This window comes from Xanthomonas sp. LMC-A-07 (assembly GCF_030208825.1).
Lineage (GTDB): Bacteria > Pseudomonadota > Gammaproteobacteria > Xanthomonadales > Xanthomonadaceae > Xanthomonas > Xanthomonas campestris.
Window position 1 is genome coordinate 1 of sequence record NZ_JARVTF010000030.1, and the last position, 16,224, is coordinate 16,224.

The 16,224-nt window shown below is 61.9% G+C and carries 11 protein-coding genes and 1 tRNA gene; all 12 read right to left on the reverse strand.

Annotated features, from left to right (window positions below; translation table 11 throughout):
• Window positions 1–102: 102 nt before the first annotated feature.
• A complete protein-coding gene (gene fusA / locus QRM89_RS21125) occupies window positions 103–2,220 on the reverse strand; it encodes an elongation factor G (RefSeq protein ID WP_011036120.1) in 2,118 nt (705 codons plus the stop codon).
• Between the two features lie 137 nt (window positions 2,221–2,357).
• Window positions 2,358–2,825, reverse strand: coding sequence for a 30S ribosomal protein S7 (gene rpsG / locus QRM89_RS21130; RefSeq protein ID WP_005993356.1), 468 nt, complete (start codon window positions 2,823–2,825; stop codon window positions 2,358–2,360).
• 12 nt (window positions 2,826–2,837) lie between these two features.
• A complete protein-coding gene (gene rpsL, locus QRM89_RS21135) occupies window positions 2,838–3,212 on the reverse strand; it encodes a 30S ribosomal protein S12 (RefSeq protein ID WP_003469157.1) in 375 nt (124 codons plus the stop codon).
• 223 nt (window positions 3,213–3,435) lie between these two features.
• Window positions 3,436–7,653 (reverse strand): DNA-directed RNA polymerase subunit beta', encoded by a 4,218-nt coding sequence (gene rpoC, locus QRM89_RS21140; protein ID WP_014506817.1) that lies wholly within the window; start codon window positions 7,651–7,653, stop codon window positions 3,436–3,438.
• Window positions 7,654–7,753: 100 nt separating this feature from the next.
• The gene (gene rpoB, locus QRM89_RS21145) at window positions 7,754–11,905 is read right to left on the reverse strand and encodes a DNA-directed RNA polymerase subunit beta (protein WP_014506816.1); all 4,152 of its coding nucleotides are present in this window, start codon (window positions 11,903–11,905) and stop codon (window positions 7,754–7,756) included.
• A gap of 253 nt (window positions 11,906–12,158) precedes the next feature.
• On the reverse strand, window positions 12,159–12,524 hold the full coding sequence (gene rplL / locus QRM89_RS21150) for a 50S ribosomal protein L7/L12 (protein ID WP_042596284.1): 366 nt from the start codon (window positions 12,522–12,524) through the stop codon (window positions 12,159–12,161).
• A 54-nt stretch (window positions 12,525–12,578) separates the two neighbouring features.
• Complete coding sequence (gene rplJ / locus QRM89_RS21155; RefSeq protein ID WP_075286113.1) at window positions 12,579–13,112, reverse strand: 50S ribosomal protein L10; 534 nt, start codon at window positions 13,110–13,112, stop codon at window positions 12,579–12,581.
• A gap of 548 nt (window positions 13,113–13,660) precedes the next feature.
• Window positions 13,661–14,359 (reverse strand): 50S ribosomal protein L1, encoded by a 699-nt coding sequence (rplA, locus tag QRM89_RS21160; protein WP_011036115.1) that lies wholly within the window; start codon window positions 14,357–14,359, stop codon window positions 13,661–13,663.
• 3 nt (window positions 14,360–14,362) lie between these two features.
• Window positions 14,363–14,791, reverse strand: a complete 429-nt coding sequence (gene rplK / locus QRM89_RS21165; RefSeq protein WP_014506814.1) for a 50S ribosomal protein L11 — start codon at window positions 14,789–14,791, stop codon at window positions 14,363–14,365.
• Window positions 14,792–14,988: 197 nt separating this feature from the next.
• Window positions 14,989–15,546, reverse strand: a complete 558-nt coding sequence (gene nusG / locus QRM89_RS21170) for a transcription termination/antitermination protein NusG (protein ID WP_011036113.1) — start codon at window positions 15,544–15,546, stop codon at window positions 14,989–14,991.
• A 13-nt stretch (window positions 15,547–15,559) separates the two neighbouring features.
• Window positions 15,560–15,970, reverse strand: coding sequence for a preprotein translocase subunit SecE (gene secE, locus QRM89_RS21175; RefSeq protein WP_014506812.1), 411 nt, complete (start codon window positions 15,968–15,970; stop codon window positions 15,560–15,562).
• Window positions 15,971–16,019: 49 nt separating this feature from the next.
• A tRNA-Trp gene (locus QRM89_RS21180) sits at window positions 16,020–16,095 on the reverse strand.
• Between the last annotated feature and the right edge of the window lie 129 nt (window positions 16,096–16,224).

Genomic DNA, 16,224 nt, shown 5'->3' on the forward strand with positions numbered 1-16,224 from the left:
GATCGTGCCGACGTTCACGTGCGGCTTGGTGCGCTCGAATTTAGCTTTTGCCATGACTAACTACCTCTAAATTGGAAAATTTTGTGAAGCGGCTGAGCGAACTCAGCCCTTCTTGGTGACGGCGTCGGCGATGTTGGCCGGTGCCTCTTCGTAGTGGTCGAATTCCATCGAGAACGTCGCGCGACCCTGGCTCATCGAGCGCAGCGAGGTCGCGTAGCCGAACATTTCACCCAGCGGGATCATCGCGTTGATGATCTTGCCCGACGGGCTGTCGTCCTGACCCTGCAACACGCCACGACGGCGGCTCACGTCGCCCATCACGTCACCCAGGTAATCCTCCGGACTGACGATTTCGACCTTCATGATCGGCTCCAGCAACACCGGGCTGGCTTTCGCAAAGCCCTGCTTGAACGCCATCGACGCGGCCAGCTTGAACGCCATTTCCGAGGAGTCGACGTCGTGGTACGAGCCGAACACCAGCTTGACCTTCACGCCCACCACCGGGAAGCCGGCGATCGGACCACTGGTGATCGTCTCGCGCAGACCCTTTTCAACCGAGGGGATGAATTCCTTCGGGATGATGCCGCCGGTGATGTCGTTGATGAAGAGGAAATCGTCCTTGACGCTATCGTTCTTGCGATCTTCTTCGGTCATCGGCGACAGCTCGATCACCACGTGACCGTACTGACCCTTACCACCGGACTGCTTGGCGTGCTTGTAGTCGGACTTGACGTCGGACTTGCGGATCGTTTCGCGGTAGGCCACCTGCGGCTTGCCGACGTTGGCCTCGACATTGAACTCGCGACGCATGCGGTCGACGATGATGTCCAGGTGCAACTCGCCCATGCCCGAGATGATGGTCTGGCCGGATTCTTCGTCAGTCTTAACGCGGAACGAGGGATCTTCCTGCGCCAGACGGCCCAGGGCCATGCCCATCTTTTCCTGGTCCGACTTGGTCTTCGGCTCCACCGCCATCGAGATCACCGGCTCCGGGAACACCATGCGCTCCAGGGTGATGATCTTGTCCTGCGCGCACAGGGTGTCACCTGTGGTGACGTCCTTCAGGCCCACAGCCGCGGCAATGTCGCCCGCACGCACTTCCTTGATCTCTTCGCGATTGTTGGAGTGCATCTGCAGGATGCGGCCCACGCGCTCCTTCTTCGACTTGACCGGGTTGTAGACCTGGTCGCCGGAGTTCAAGGTGCCCGAATAGACACGGAAGAACGTCAGCGAACCGACGAACGGGTCGGTCATGATCTTGAACGCCAGTGCCGAGAACGGCGCGGTGTCCGTCGCATCACGGGTGTCTTCCTTCTCGTTCTCGTCGATGCCCTGCACCGGCGGACGATCAGCAGGCGACGGCAGCAGGTGCACGACGCCGTCGAGCATGGCCTGCACGCCCTTGTTCTTGAACGCCGAGCCACAGAACACCGGCACGATCTCGACCTTCAGAGTGCGCTCGCGCAGACCCGACAGGATCTCGTCTTCGCTCAGATCACCGTCGTTGAGGTACTTGTCCATCAGGGCTTCACTGGCTTCAGCAGCCGCCTCGACCATGAACGAACGCGCCTCGGTCGCCACATCGACCAGATCGGCCGGAATGTCGCGGTATTCGAATGTGGTGCCCTGCGAAGCGGTGTCCCAATGGATCGCCTTCATCTTGAGCAGATCAACCACGCCCTCAAAGCCGTCTTCGGCGCCGATCGGCACCTGCATCGGCACAGCATAAGCGCCCAGACGGGCCTTCAGCTGCTCGACGACCTTGTCGAAGTTGGCACCGGTACGGTCCATCTTGTTGACGAAGGCCATGCGCGGCACCGAGTACTTGTTGGCCTGACGCCACACGGTCTCGGACTGCGGCTGCACGCCACCCACGGCGCACAGCACGAACACCGCACCGTCGAGCACGCGCAAGGAACGCTCCACTTCGATGGTGAAGTCGACGTGCCCGGGGGTATCGATGATGTTGAAGCGGTGCTGCGGCATGGACTTGTCCATACCCGTCCAGAATGCGGTGGTCGCAGCGGAGGTGATGGTGATGCCACGCTCCTGCTCCTGCTCCATCCAGTCCATCACTGCAGCGCCGTCATGGACTTCGCCGATCTTGTGACTGACGCCGGTGTAGAACAGGATGCGCTCGGACGTGGTGGTCTTGCCGGCGTCGATGTGCGCCATGATGCCGAAGTTGCGGTAACGCTCGATGGGAGTGGTACGGGCCACGGGGAGCCTCTCAATTTCTTGGATTTCGGATGGCCGAACGCCGCCTTTCGGCGGCCTTCGGATTGGATGCGACGCTTTGCGCGTCGCAAACAGCACTCATATGGTGCTGAAGGGCCCCGTTACCAAGGCCCCCGAGGTCACCAGCGGTAATGTGCGAACGCCTTGTTCGCCTCCGCCATACGGTGAGTCTCTTCGCGCTTCTTGATCGCGCCGCCACGGCTTTCCGAGGCGTCCAACAGTTCTGCAGCCAGCTTGCGCGGCATGGTGTTCTCACCACGCTTGCGCGCGGAATCGATCAACCAGCGCATTGCCAGCGCCATGCGACGGGAGGAGCGCACTTCGACGGGCACCTGATAGGTAGCACCACCGACGCGACGCGATTTGACTTCGACAGCCGGGGCCACGTTGTCCAGTGCTTTCTGCACTAGCTCGACGGCATTCGGATTCTTTTCGCCAATGACGTCCATTGCGCCATAGACAATTTTCTCAGCAACCGACTTCTTGCCACTTTGCATCACCATATTGATGAAGCGGGCAATGGTTTCGCTGCCATGCTTTGGATCAGGCAGGACGGTGCGCTGCGGAGTAGAACCTTTACGGGACATTGGTGTATTTCCTTAGCTCTTCGGGCGCTTGGCGCCGTACTTGGAACGACCTTGACGGCGCTTTGCGACGCCGGCGGCGTCCAGCGAACCACGGACGGTGTGATAACGCACACCGGGAAGATCCTTGACGCGACCACCACGAATCAGGACCACGGAGTGCTCCTGCAGGTTGTGGCCTTCACCACCGATGTAGCTGATGACCTCTTCCTGGTTCGTCAGGCGCACCTTGGCGACCTTGCGAAGGGCCGAGTTCGGCTTCTTCGGGGTTGTGGTATAGACGCGTGTGCAAACGCCACGGCGCTGCGGACACTTGTCCAGTGCCGGGGAGGCACTCTTGTAGGTGGTCGCCTGCCGAGGCTTGCGGACCAGCTGATTAATCGTTGCCATCAGTCGATTCTTCTGATTGGAGGCCAAAAAACGGCCTTGCATGAAAACGAAGGCAGGCCGAATAACGGCCCGCCGAGACAGGGAAGTATAGCTGGCAGGACGAAACTCCGTCAACTTCACGGAAATCTAACCCTGCTGGCCCATCCAAAGGCCGGAAAACGGAGGGCCTCCTGCCCTCCTTTTCGCTTGGCTACCGGCGGCCTTGCGGCCGCCGTCGGAGCGCTTACTCCTCGTCCGCACCAGCGTCGGCCACGGTCGCGACCGGTTCAGCCACTGCCGGCTTGCCGGACAGCGTTTCCATTTCCGAGTCGGTCAGACCCGATGCCTTGCGGCGACCGGCGTGATACGCCAGACCGGTACCGGCCGGAATCAGACGACCCACGATGACGTTTTCCTTCAGACCGCGCAGGTTGTCGCGGGTGCCGCGGACGGCAGCCTCGGTCAACACGCGTGTGGTCTCCTGGAACGACGCCGCCGAGATGAACGACTCGGTGGCCAGCGAGGCCTTGGTGATACCCAGCAGCACCGGGTCGTACTTGGCCGGCAGCTCGTTGCGCGTGACCAGGCGTGCATTTTCCTCGATGACCCGCTGACGCTCGACCTGCTCGCCGTTGAGGAACTTGCTGTTGCCCTGATCGGTGATCTCGACCTTACGCAGCATCTGGCGAGTGATCACCTCGATGTGCTTGTCGTTGATCTTCACGCCTTGCAGGCGGTACACGTCCTGGATTTCCTTGACCAGATACGCGGCCAGCGGCTCGACACCCAGCAGACGCAGGATGTCCTGCGGGCTCGGCTCGCCGTCCACCACGGTCTCGCCCTTGGTCACGTGTTCGCCTTCGAACACGATGATCTGGCGGTACTTGGGGATCAGCTCTTCGTGTTCGCTGCCATCGGTGTCCTTGATGATCAGACGCTGCTTGCCCTTGGTGTCCTTACCGAAGCTGATGATGCCCGAGCGCTCGGCCAGGATCGCAGGATCCTTCGGCTTGCGTGCTTCGAACAGATCGGCCACGCGCGGCAGACCACCGGTGATGTCGCGGGTCTTCGACGCTTCCTGCGGGATCTTCGCCACCACGTCGCCCACGCCGACGGCTGCGCCGTCCTGCAGGTTGACGATCGAGCGCGGCGGCAGCAGGTACTGCGCCGGCAGATCCGTGTTCGGAATGGTCAGATCATTGCCCTTGGCATCGACGATGCGCACGATCGGGCGCAGCTCCTTGGCCTGGGCACCACGACGCTTCGGGTCGGTGATTTCGCGCGACGCCAGACCGGTCAGTTCGTCGGTCTTCTCGATGACGGTGACGCCGTCGACGAAGTCGATGAAGCGAATGAAACCGGCCACTTCCGACACGATCGGGTGGTTATGCGGATCCCAATTGGCCACGGCCTGACCGGCCTTGACTGCATCACCATCCTTGGCGGTGATGGTGGCACCGTAGGGCAGCTTGTAACGCTCACGCTCACGGCCATGGCCGTCGAGCACGGACAGTTCGCCCGAACGCGAGACCGCAACCAGTGCGCCGCTGGCATGCGCCACCGACTTGAGGTTGTTGAACTTCACCGAACCGGTGGTCTTGACGGTGATGTTGTCCACCGCAGCCGCACGCGATGCCGCACCACCGATGTGGAACGTACGCATGGTCAGCTGGGTACCCGGCTCACCGATCGACTGCGCGGCGATGACGCCGACCGCTTCGCCGATGTTGACCTGGTGACCACGTGCGAGATCGCGGCCGTAGCAGCGTGCGCACACGCCGAACGAGGATTCGCAGCTGATGGTCGAACGCACCTTCACCGACTGCACGCTGGCGTCTTCCAGCTTGGCAACCCAGGCTTCGTCGAGCAGCGTGTTGCGGGTGACGATCGGCTCTTCGTCGTTGCCCGGCAGGTACACGTCCTCGGCCACGACACGGCCAAGCACGCGCTCCTTCAACGGCTCCACGACGTCGCCGCCTTCCACGATCGGGGTCATGATCAACCCTTCGGTGGTGCCGCAATCGACTTCGGTGATCACCACGTCCTGCGCCACGTCGACCAGACGACGGGTCAGGTAACCCGAGTTCGCCGTCTTCAACGCGGTATCGGCTAGACCCTTACGGGCACCGTGGGTGGAGTTGAAGTACTCCTGCACGTTCAAGCCTTCGCGGAAGTTCGCCTTGATGGGCGTCTCGATGATCGAGCCGTCCGGACGCGCCATCAGGCCGCGCATACCGGCCAGCTGACGGATCTGCGCCTGGCTACCACGGGCACCGGAGTCGGCCATGATGTAGAGCGAGTTCATCGACTTCTGGTCGATGGTTTCGCCCTTGGCATTTTCAACCTTCTCGGTACCGATGGTGTCCATCATCGCCTTGGCGATGCGCTCGCTGGTACGCGACCAGATGTCCACGACCTTGTTGTAGCGCTCGCCGGCGGTGACCAGACCGGACTGGTACTGCTCCTGGATTTCCAGCACTTCGGCTTCTGCCTCGGTGAGGATGCCCTTCTTCTCGTCCGGGATCAGCATGTCGTCGATGCCGATCGACACGCCTGCGCGGGTTGCGTAGGCATAGCCGGTGTACATCAGCTTGTCGGCGAACACGACCGTGTCCTTCAAGCCCAGCAGTCGGTAGCTGGAGTTGATCAGACGCGAGATGTTCTTCTTGGTCATCTCGGTGTTGGCCAGCTGGAACGGCAGGCCTTCGGGCAGGATTTCGCTCAGCAGCGCACGGCCGACTGTGGTATCCACGATCGAGGTGCCGCTGGTGCGCTTGCCATCGACGGTGTCGACGTCCACCTGGGTGATGCGGACCTTGACCTTGGCGTGCAGTTCCACCACGCGGTTGTCGTAGGCGCGCTTCACTTCGCTGGTGTTGGCAAACACCATGCCCTCGCCCTTCTTGTTCTCCAGGGCGCGGCTCATGTAGTACAGGCCCAACACGACGTCCTGCGACGGCACGATGATCGGCTCGCCGTTGGCCGGCGACAGGATGTTGTTGGTGGACATCATCAGCGCACGCGCTTCCAGCTGGGCTTCCAGCGAGAGCGGCACGTGGACGGCCATCTGGTCACCGTCGAAGTCGGCGTTGAACGCGGTGCAGACCAGCGGATGCAGCTGGATGGCCTTGCCTTCGATCAACACCGGCTCGAACGCCTGGATGCCCAGACGGTGCAGGGTCGGCGCACGGTTCAGCAGCACCGGATGCTCGCGGATCACCTCTTCCAGGATGTCCCAGACTTCGGCTTCTTCGCGCTCGACCAGCTTCTTGGCGGCCTTGATGGTGGTCGCCAGGCCGCGACGCTGCAGCTTGGCGAACACGAACGGCTTGAACAGCTCCAGCGCCATCTTCTTCGGCAGGCCGCACTGGTGCAGCTTGAGGTACGGACCGACGGTGATGACCGAACGGCCGGAGTAGTCCACGCGCTTGCCGAGCAGGTTCTGACGGAACCGGCCCTGCTTGCCCTTGATCATGTCGGCCAGCGACTTCAGCGGACGCTTGTTGGTGCCGGTGATGGCACGACCGCGACGGCCGTTGTCCAGCAGCGCATCCACCGATTCCTGCAGCATGCGCTTTTCGTTGCGCACGATGATGTCCGGAGCGTTGAGCTCCAGCAGGCGGCGCAGACGGTTGTTGCGGTTGATCACGCGGCGGTACAGATCGTTCAGATCCGAGGTCGCGAAGCGGCCGCCATCCAGCGGCACCAGCGGACGCAGGTCCGGCGGCAGCACGGGCAGCACGGTCATGACCATCCACTCCGGACGGTTACCCGATTCCAGGAAGGCTTCGATCAGCTTGATGCGCTTGGTGAGGCGCTTGAGCTTGGTTTCCGAACCGGTGCTGGCGATTTCTTCGCGCAGACGGGTCATTTCCGACTGCAGGTCGATCGTGCGCAGCAGTTCGTACACGGCCTCGGCGCCCATGGCGGCGTCGAAGTCATCGTTGTACTCCTGGCGTGCGGTCAGATACTGCTCTTCGGTCAGCAGCTGGCGGCGCTCGAGCGGGGTCAGGCCCGGTTCGGTGACGACATAGGCTTCGAAGTACAGCACGCGCTCGATGTCACGCAGGGTCATGTCCAGCATCAGGCCGATGCGCGACGGCAGCGACTTGAGGAACCAGATGTGCGCGACCGGCGAGGCCAGGTCGATGTGACCCATGCGCTCGCGACGCACCTTGGCCAGGGTGACTTCGGTGCCGCACTTTTCGCAGACCACGCCACGGTGCTTCATGCGCTTGTACTTGCCGCACAGGCACTCGTAGTCCTTGATCGGTCCGAAGATGGCGGCGCAGAACAGGCCGTCACGCTCGGGCTTGAAGGTCCGGTAGTTGATGGTTTCGGGCTTCTTCACTTCGCCGTAGGACCACGAACGAATCAGGTCCGGCGACGCCAGCGCGATCTTGATCGCATCGAAATCCAGCGTCTGGCGCTGCTGATTGAAGAGATTGAGCAGGTCTTTCATTTGATATCTCCGGGTCGGAGGAATTTCGTATCTGAGATGAAACAGGCGGTCATGCGGGAGGACACCGGGCGCCACGTGGCGGCACCCGGGTCCTGTCCGATCACTCTTCCAGTTCCATGTTGATCGCCAGCGAGCGGATTTCCTTCACCAACACGTTGAAGGATTCCGGCATGCCCGCGACCATCTCGTGCTCACCATCGACGATGTTCTTGTACATCTGGTTGCGGCCCTGCACGTCGTCGGACTTCACCGTCAGCATTTCCTGCAGGGTGTAGGCCGCGCCGTAGGCTTCCAGCGCCCAGACTTCCATCTCACCGAAGCGCTGACCACCGAACTGCGCCTTGCCGCCCAGCGGCTGCTGGGTAACAAGCGAGTACGGGCCGGTCGAGCGGGCATGCATCTTGTCGTCGACCAAGTGGTTCAACTTCAGGTAATGCATGTAGCCAACCGTGGTCTTGCGATCAAACGCTTCGCCGGTGCGACCGTCGTACAGCTGGGTCTGACCGCTCTGCGGCAGTTCGGCCAGTTCCAGCATGCGCTTGATTTCCGCTTCGCTGGCACCGTCGAACACCGGGGTGGCCATCGGCACGCCATCGATCAGGTTCTTGCCCAGGTTGAGCAATTCCTCATCGCTGAACTGCGACAGGTCCACGCGCTCGGCATTGATCGCGCTGTCGTGGTTGTAGATGTCATCAAGGAACTTGCGCAGCTCGCTGACCGCGGTCTGGGCTTCCAGCATGCGCTGGATCTTGCGACCCAGGCCCTTGGCTGCCCAGCCCAGATGCACTTCCAGGATCTGGCCGATATTCATACGCGACGGCACGCCCAGCGGGTTCAGCACGATGTCGACCGGCTCGCCGGTGGCCATGTACGGCATGTCCTCGACAGGCACGACGTTGGAGACCACACCCTTGTTGCCGTGGCGGCCTGCCATCTTGTCGCCCGGCTGGATGCGGCGCTTCACCGCCAGGAACACCTTGACCATCTTCAGCACGCCCGGTGCGAGGTCATCGCCCTGGGTGATCTTGCCGCGCTTGTCGGCGAAGCGTGCTTCGAATTCCTTCTCGTGCGCCTGGATCTGCTTCTGCGCGCGTTCGATCGCATCGGCTGCGTCGTCGTCCTTCATGCGCAGCTGGAACCAGTCGGACTTCTTCAGGCCGTCCAGGTACGCGTCGGTGACGTTGTCGCCCTTCTTCAGGTTCGGACCGCCATTGGCGACCTTGCCCACGATCTGGGACCTCAACCGTGCGTAGATGGCCGCTTCAAGGATGCGGAACTGGTCGTCGAAGTCCTTCTTGACGCGCTTGATCTCGGATTCCTCGATCTGGCGCGCACGCTTGTCCTTCTCGATGCCGTCGCGGGTGAAGACCTGCACGTCGATGACGGTGCCGTCCATGCCCGGGGGCACGCGCAGCGAGCTGTCCTTCACGTCGGACGCCTTCTCACCGAAGATCGCACGCAGCAGCTTTTCTTCCGGGGTCAGCTGGCTCTCGCCCTTCGGCGTGACCTTGCCGACCATGATGTCGCCGGCGCGCACTTCTGCACCGATGTACACCACGCCGCTTTCATCCAGACGGTTCAACGCCTGCTCGGACACGTTCGGGATGTCGGCGGAAATTTCCTCCGGCCCCAGCTTGGTGTCACGCGCAACGCAGGTCAGTTCTTCGATGTGGATCGTGGTGTAGCGATCCTCTTCCACCACGCGCTCGGAGAGCAGGATGGAGTCTTCGAAGTTGTAGCCGTTCCAGGGCATGAAGGCGATCAGCATGTTCTGACCCAGCGCCAGTTCACCGATGTCGGTGGACGGGCCGTCGGCCAGCACGTCGCCGCGCGCGATCACGTCACCCACGTTCACCAGCGGACGCTGGTTGATGCAGGTGTTCTGGTTGGAGCGGGTGTACTTGATCAGGTTGTAGATATCCACGCCGGCATCGGTGCCGCCGCCAATTTCTGCCTCATTGACCTTGACCACGATGCGTGCGGCGTCGATCTGCTCGATCACACCACCACGGCGGGCATTCACGGTCACGCCCGAGTCGCGCGCAACCGCACGCTCGATACCGGTACCCACCAACGGCTTCTGCGAACGCAGCGTCGGCACGGCCTGGCGCTGCATGTTGGCGCCCATCAGTGCGCGGTTTGCGTCATCGTGTTCCAGGAACGGCACCAGCGCCGCGGCGACCGACACGGTCTGCATCGGCGAGACGTCCATGAAGTGCACTTCAGCCGGCGGCTTGAGCAGCGACTCGCCCTGGAACCGGCACGGCACGAACTGCTCGGTGAGCATGTTCTTAGCGTCGGTCAGCGCATTCGCCTGCGCGATCACGTACTCGTTTTCCTCGATCGCCGACAGGTACTCGACGTCGTCGGAGACCTTGCCGTCCAGCACCTTACGGTACGGCGTCTCAAGGAAGCCGTACTGGTTGGTGCGGGCGAACACGGCCAGCGAATTGATCAGGCCGATGTTCGGGCCTTCCGGTGTTTCGATGGTGCAGACGCGGCCGTAATGGGTCGGATGCACGTCGCGCACTTCGAAGCCGGCGCGCTCGCGGGTCAGACCGCCCGGGCCCAGCGCGGAGACGCGACGCTTGTGCGTCACTTCCGACAGCGGGTTGTTCTGGTCCATGAACTGCGACAGCTGCGAGGAGCCGAAGAACTCCTTGATTGCGGCAGCCACTGGCTTGGCGTTGATCAGTTCCTGCGGGGTCAGACCTTCGGATTCGGCCATCGACAGACGCTCCTTGACCGCGCGCTCGACGCGGACCAGGCCGACGCGGAACACGTTCTCGGCCATTTCGCCGACCGAACGCACGCGACGGTTGCCCAGGTGATCGATGTCATCGACCACGCCGCGACCGTTGCGGATCTCGGTCAGCACCTTGATCACTTCCAGGATGTCGGAGGTGTCGGCGTGCTCGGCGACCAGACGCTTGGATTCTTCGTCGTTACGCTCGGCAAAGTACTTCTTGTCGTACAGCACCGACTCGCCCAGCACTTCCTTGCGGCCGACACGACGGTTGAACTTCATCCGGCCGACCGTGGACAGGTCGTAGCGCTCGAAGGTGAAGAACAGGTTGTGGAACAGGTTCTGCGCGGCTTCCTTGGTCGGCGGCTCGCCCGGACGCATCATGCGGTAGATCTCGACCAGCGCTTCCAGCTGCGTCTTGGTCGGGTCGATACGCAAGGTGTTGGACAGGTACGGGCCACGATCCAGGTCGTTCACCCACAGGGTGCCCACGGCATCGACGCCGGCCTTGCGGAACGCAGCCAGCTGGTCTTCGCTGATTTCGTCGTTGGCATTGGCCAGCAGCTCGCCGGTCGACCCATCGACCACGTCGTGCGACAGGATGCGGCCGACCAGGTAGTCGTCCGGCACGGCCAGCGCGGCAACGCCGGCGGCTTCAAGCTGCTTGACGTGACGCGCGGTGATGCGCTTGCCGGCTTCCACGATGACCTTGTCGCCATCGGCCAGGTCGAAGTTCAGCGTTTCGCCACGCAGACGCTCCGGCACCAGCTCCAGCTGCACGCCTTCATCGGGGTTGATGTGGAACGTGTTGATCTCGAAGAACTCGGCCAACATCTCTTCGTTGTTGTAGCCAAGCGCACGCAGCAGGATCGAGACCGGCAGCTTGCGGCGACGGTCGATACGGGTGAACAGCGCATCCTTCGGGTCGAACTCGAAGTCCAGCCAGGAACCGCGGTACGGAATGATGCGGGCGCTGTACAGCAGCTTGCCCGAGCTGTGGGTCTTGCCACGGTCGTGGTCGAAGAACACACCCGGCGAACGGTGCAGCTGCGAGACGATCACGCGCTCGGTACCGTTGACGATGAAGGTGCCGTTTTCGGTCATCAGCGGAATTTCGCCGAGATAGACCTCCTGCTCCTTCACGTACTTGATCGCCTTGGTCGACGACTCGCGGTCGTAGATCACCAGGCGCACGGTCACGCGCAGCGGCGCGCCATAGCTCATGCCGCGCTGACGGCATTCACGCTCGTCAAACACGGGCTCGCCCAACTTGTAACCAACGTATTCCAGCGCGGCGTTGCCGCTGTAGCTGGAAATCGGGAACACCGACTTCAGAGCCGCGTGCAGACCGAGGTCCTTGCGCTTGTTGGGCTCCACGTCTTCCTGCAGGAATTCGCGGTAGGAATCCACCTGGATGGCAAGCAGGAACGGCACTTCGAGAATCGAGCGCTGCTTGCCGAAGTCCTTGCGGATACGCTTCTTTTCGGTGAACGAATAAGACGTCATGAGGTCTTCCACCCTGGGCTGCGGGGGCCGCGTTGCGGCGGCCCTGAAATAACAAAAGTTGTCAGTTGGAAGTCGCTGGTATTGCCGGCACCAGCACGCCTTCTCCTGCTACTTCCAACTACCAACTCCTTGAGACTGCGAGTTGGATTTGGCTCTCCGGAATGACACCTCTCCGGAACGGCCAAAGGCCGGGGGCTTTACGCCCCCAGCCTTCAGTGCATCACCATGAAACGCGGGCGATGCAAGATGCCGCTTACTTGACTTCGACGGTCGCGCCGGCTTCGGTCAGTTCCTTCTTGATCTTCTCGGCTTCGTCCTTGGTGGCGCCTTCCTTCAAGATGCCGCCAGCTTCGGTCAGATCCTTGGCTTCCTTCAGACCCAGGCCGGTCACGGCACGGACGGCCTTAATGACGCCAACCTTGTTGGCGCCGCAGCTGACCAGCACCACGTTGAATTCGGTCTGCTCTTCGACCACGGCAGCCGGGCCGGCAGCAGCAGCTGCGACCGGGGCAGCGGCGGAGACGCCGAACTTTTCTTCGATGGCCTTGACCAGCTCCATCACTTCCATCAGGGACTTCTCGGCGATGGCGTCGACGATCTGTTCGTTGGTAAGGGACATTGTGATTACCTTTAAATGATTTTCTGGATTGGGGTTCTAGCGAACGCTAGGACATCAAGCTTCGGCAGTCTCGGCGACCGGCGCGGCGGCTTCGTCGCCACCACCCTGCTTGTCGCCAACGGCCTTGACGGCACGGGCGAACATGGCAGCCGGTTCGGACAGCACGCGGGCCAACATGGCCAGAGCCTGGTCGCGGGTCGGCAGTGATGCCAACACGTCCACATGACTGGCCGGGAACAGTTCCCCGCCGATGGACACGACCTTGGCCTGCAACTTGTCGTTGCCCTTGGCAAATTCCTTGATCAGGCGACCGGCAGCGCCGGGCTCCTCCATCGAAAACGCATACAGCAAAGGACCGACCAGCTTGTCAGCAGCGACAGCGAAATCAGTACCTTCAACGGCGCGCACGGCCAGGGTGTTCTTGACAACTTTCAAGAACACGCCGGTTTCGCGAGCCTGCTTGCGCATCGCGGTCATCTGAGAGACCGTGATGCCAGCGTATTCGGCGGCGATCAAGGAGTGGGCCTTGGCGGCGATGTCTGCCAGCTCGGCGACTACTTCTTGCTTCTGAGACAGATTGAGAGCCATTGCACTCCTCCGTTAAAGCCGGGATTGGTGATTGGTGACTGGTGATTCGTCGAAAGCCATGAAGCAGCTCCTGCAAATCCCCAATACCGAATCCCTCATCCCCGCTTCAAACTACTCCGCTCGCGGCTCCTGCCGGTTGCGGTCCAGGGCAGCCTCCTTCCTGGAAGCCGGGAACATCGACCGATGTTCCTTTGGTGGCCGTTCTAGACCTGGAGTGGGCTCGATCCGGGTTGCCCCAGAAGCGCGTTAACCAGAAAACTCCAGAAGGGCGACACCATCTACGCCGGCCGGCTCTGACGAACCAATCAAGCGATCCCGCTGTCTCGACGGCGACTCCATGCCAGTGCGAGCATCCCTGCCCGTCGTCGATCTGCGCTGACCGCGCCTGCGGTCTTTGACGGCTACCGCCGGCAGTACCGGCGATCGCCTTCAAAATGTCCGTTTCCCCAAAGGAGGGAACGGACTCCCAGCACACGGTGACCCGGGCCGGAAAAACAATGCATTACTGCAACACCACGTCAAGCGTGTGACACGCCTGACGCACTGCATTACTTCAGCGACAGGCTCGACTGATCCACGGTCACGCCGGGACCCATGGTCGAGCTGACCGACACCTTCTGCAGATAGGTACCCTTGGAGGTGGCCGGCTTGGCCTTGACCAGGTCCAGCAGCAGCGCCTGCAGATTCGACTTCAGCGCTTCGTCGTCGAAGCTGGCCTTGCCGATGGTGCAGTGGATGATGCCGGCCTTGTCGGTGCGGTAGCGCACCTGACCCGACTTGGCGTTCTTGACCGCTTCACCCGGGTTCGGGGAAACCGTCCCGACCTTCGGGTTCGGCATCAGGCCGCGCGGACCCAGCAGGGTGCCGAGCTTACCGACGACGCGCATGGCGTCCGGGGTCGCGATGACCACGTCGTAGTTCAGATCGCCGGCCTGCATCTTCTCGGCCAGGTCGTCCATACCCACGGCTTCGGCGCCTGCAGCCAGGGCTTCGTCAGCCTTGGCGCCAGCCGGTGCGAACACTGCAACACGCACGCTCTTGCCGGTACCGGCCGGCAACACGGTGGAACCGCGCACCTGCTGGTCGGACTTCTTGGCGTCCACGCCCAGGCGCACAGCGACGTCGATGGACTCGACGAACTTGGCCTTGGTGGAGGTCTTCAGGATCTTGATTGCGTCTTCGAAGGCATAGGTCTTGCCCGGAACGACAGCGGCCGCAATGGCCTTCACGCGCTTGCTCTGTGCCATGTCTTAGCCCTCCACCGTCAAACCCATGCTGCGGGCAGAACCCGCAATCGTGCGCACTGCCGCTTCCAGCTCGGCCGCCGTGAGATCGGCTTCCTTGACCTTGGCGATCTCTTCCAGCTGCTTACGCGTCACCTTGCCCACCTTGTCGGTGTTCGGGCGCTTGGACCCGGAGGTCACGCCGGCAGCCTTCTTGAGCAGCACGCTGGCCGGGGTGCTCTTGGTAATGAAGGTGAAGGTACGGTCCGAGTACGCGGTGATGATCACCGGCGTCGGCAGGCCCGGCTCCAGCTTGGAGGTCGCGGCATTGAACGCCTTGCAGAACTCCATGATGTTCAGACCGCGCTGACCCAGTGCAGGACCGACCGGCGGCGCAGGATTGGCCTGTCCGGCCTTGACCTGCAACTTGATGTAAGCAACTACTTTCTTAGCCATTTCAATACTCTCCGGGTGCTAGCGCCTGAACAACAGGCTCCCCATCGGACCGGGAGAATCACGCGTCCCGGTTTCGCGTTTTGACAATGCGCAGATGGCCGCCGCACGGCAGCCATTGTTTCCCGGCGGTCGCCAGGTAAGCGAGCCGCGCACTATAGCAGCAATTGGCAAGGGTGCCTAGCAGGCACCCGCCAAGGTCAGCCCTTCTCGACCTGGCCGAACTCGAGCTCGACCGGCGTGGAGCGACCGAAGATCAGCACCGCGACACGCAGCCTGCTCTTCTCGTAGTTGACTTCTTCCACCACGCCGTTGAAGTCGTTGAACGGGCCGTCGGTGACACGCACCATCTGGCCAGGCTCGAACAACACCTTCGGACGCGGCTTTTCGACACCGTCCTGCACGCGCTGCAGGATCGCATCGGCTTCTTCATCGCGAATCGGCAACGGACGGTCGGCGGTGCCGCCGATGAACCCCATGACCTTCGGGGTTTCCTTCACCAGATGCCAGCTTTCGTTATCGATGCGCGGAATACCGGCCTCGTCATGCGTCTCGATCTGCACCAGCACATAGCCGGGGAAGAACTTGCGCTCGGAGCGGCGCTTCTGCCCGGCGCGCATCTCGATGACCTCTTCGGTCGGCACCAGCACGTCGCCGAAACGCTCTTCCATTTCGGTGCGCGCGATGCGGTCGCGTAGAGCCTGCGCAACGGATTTTTCGAAGCCTGAATAGGCGTGAACGACATACCAACGCTTCACTGCTTGATTCTCCTCAACGAGCCAGGAACCACTGCGTGAGCTTCTGGATGACAAAGTCGAAGCCGCCCAACAGCAAACTCAGAATGATCACAACAACAATAACGACCCAGGTGGTGCGGATGGCTTCCTGGCGTGTTGGCCAGACCACCTTGCGCAGCTCGAACCTGGATTCGGACATAAATTCGCGGGTTTCCCGGCCCTTGCCGGTTCCCAGAAACACAAATGCGCCGGCCACCAGACCCACGATCACAGCCAGGGCACGCAGCTGCGGGGTCCAGGCTCCAAATTGGGTGGCACGCTCCGGTGTTGAAAACCAGAACCACACAAACAACCCCGCAACCACCAGGATCGCGGAGATGACGTATTTGACAATATCAGCGCTAGCGGACGACGCGCTCTTGGACGGCTCGATTTTGCTATTCATCCGGCTCTAGTTACCGATCTGACCCGAATCGCTGGGCCGGAAAGAGGAGTGGCACGCCAGGAGGGACTCGAACCCCCAACCTGCGGTTTTGGAGACCGCTGCTCTGCCAATTGAGCTACTGGCGTATGTACTCGTTACCGCACACCCTGAGACAACGAAGGCGGACCGAGGTTCAGCCGGCCCGCCATTCGTATGAACCCGGCGACCGAAGTCACCGGATTGCAGGCACTTACTTGACGATCTTGGCAACCACG

Bases quoted from the DNA above. Each gene is read 5' to 3' on its own strand.
- rpsG (WP_005993356.1), bottom strand. From the start codon at position 2,825: ATGTCCCGTAAAGGTTCTACTCCGCAGCGCACCGTCCTGCCTGATCCA.
- rpsL (WP_003469157.1), bottom strand. From the start codon at position 3,212: ATGGCAACGATTAATCAGCTGGTCCGCAAGCCTCGGCAGGCGACCACC.
- rpoC (WP_014506817.1), bottom strand. From the start codon at position 7,653: ATGAAAGACCTGCTCAATCTCTTCAATCAGCAGCGCCAGACGCTGGAT.
- rpoB (WP_014506816.1), bottom strand. From the start codon at position 11,905: ATGACGTCTTATTCGTTCACCGAAAAGAAGCGTATCCGCAAGGACTTC.
- rplL (WP_042596284.1), bottom strand. From the start codon at position 12,524: ATGTCCCTTACCAACGAACAGATCGTCGACGCCATCGCCGAGAAGTCC.
- rplJ (WP_075286113.1), bottom strand. From the start codon at position 13,112: ATGGCTCTCAATCTGTCTCAGAAGCAAGAAGTAGTCGCCGAGCTGGCA.
- rplA (WP_011036115.1), bottom strand. From the start codon at position 14,359: ATGGCACAGAGCAAGCGCGTGAAGGCCATTGCGGCCGCTGTCGTTCCG.
- rplK (WP_014506814.1), bottom strand. From the start codon at position 14,791: ATGGCTAAGAAAGTAGTTGCTTACATCAAGTTGCAGGTCAAGGCCGGA.
- secE (WP_014506812.1), bottom strand. From the start codon at position 15,970: ATGAATAGCAAAATCGAGCCGTCCAAGAGCGCGTCGTCCGCTAGCGCT.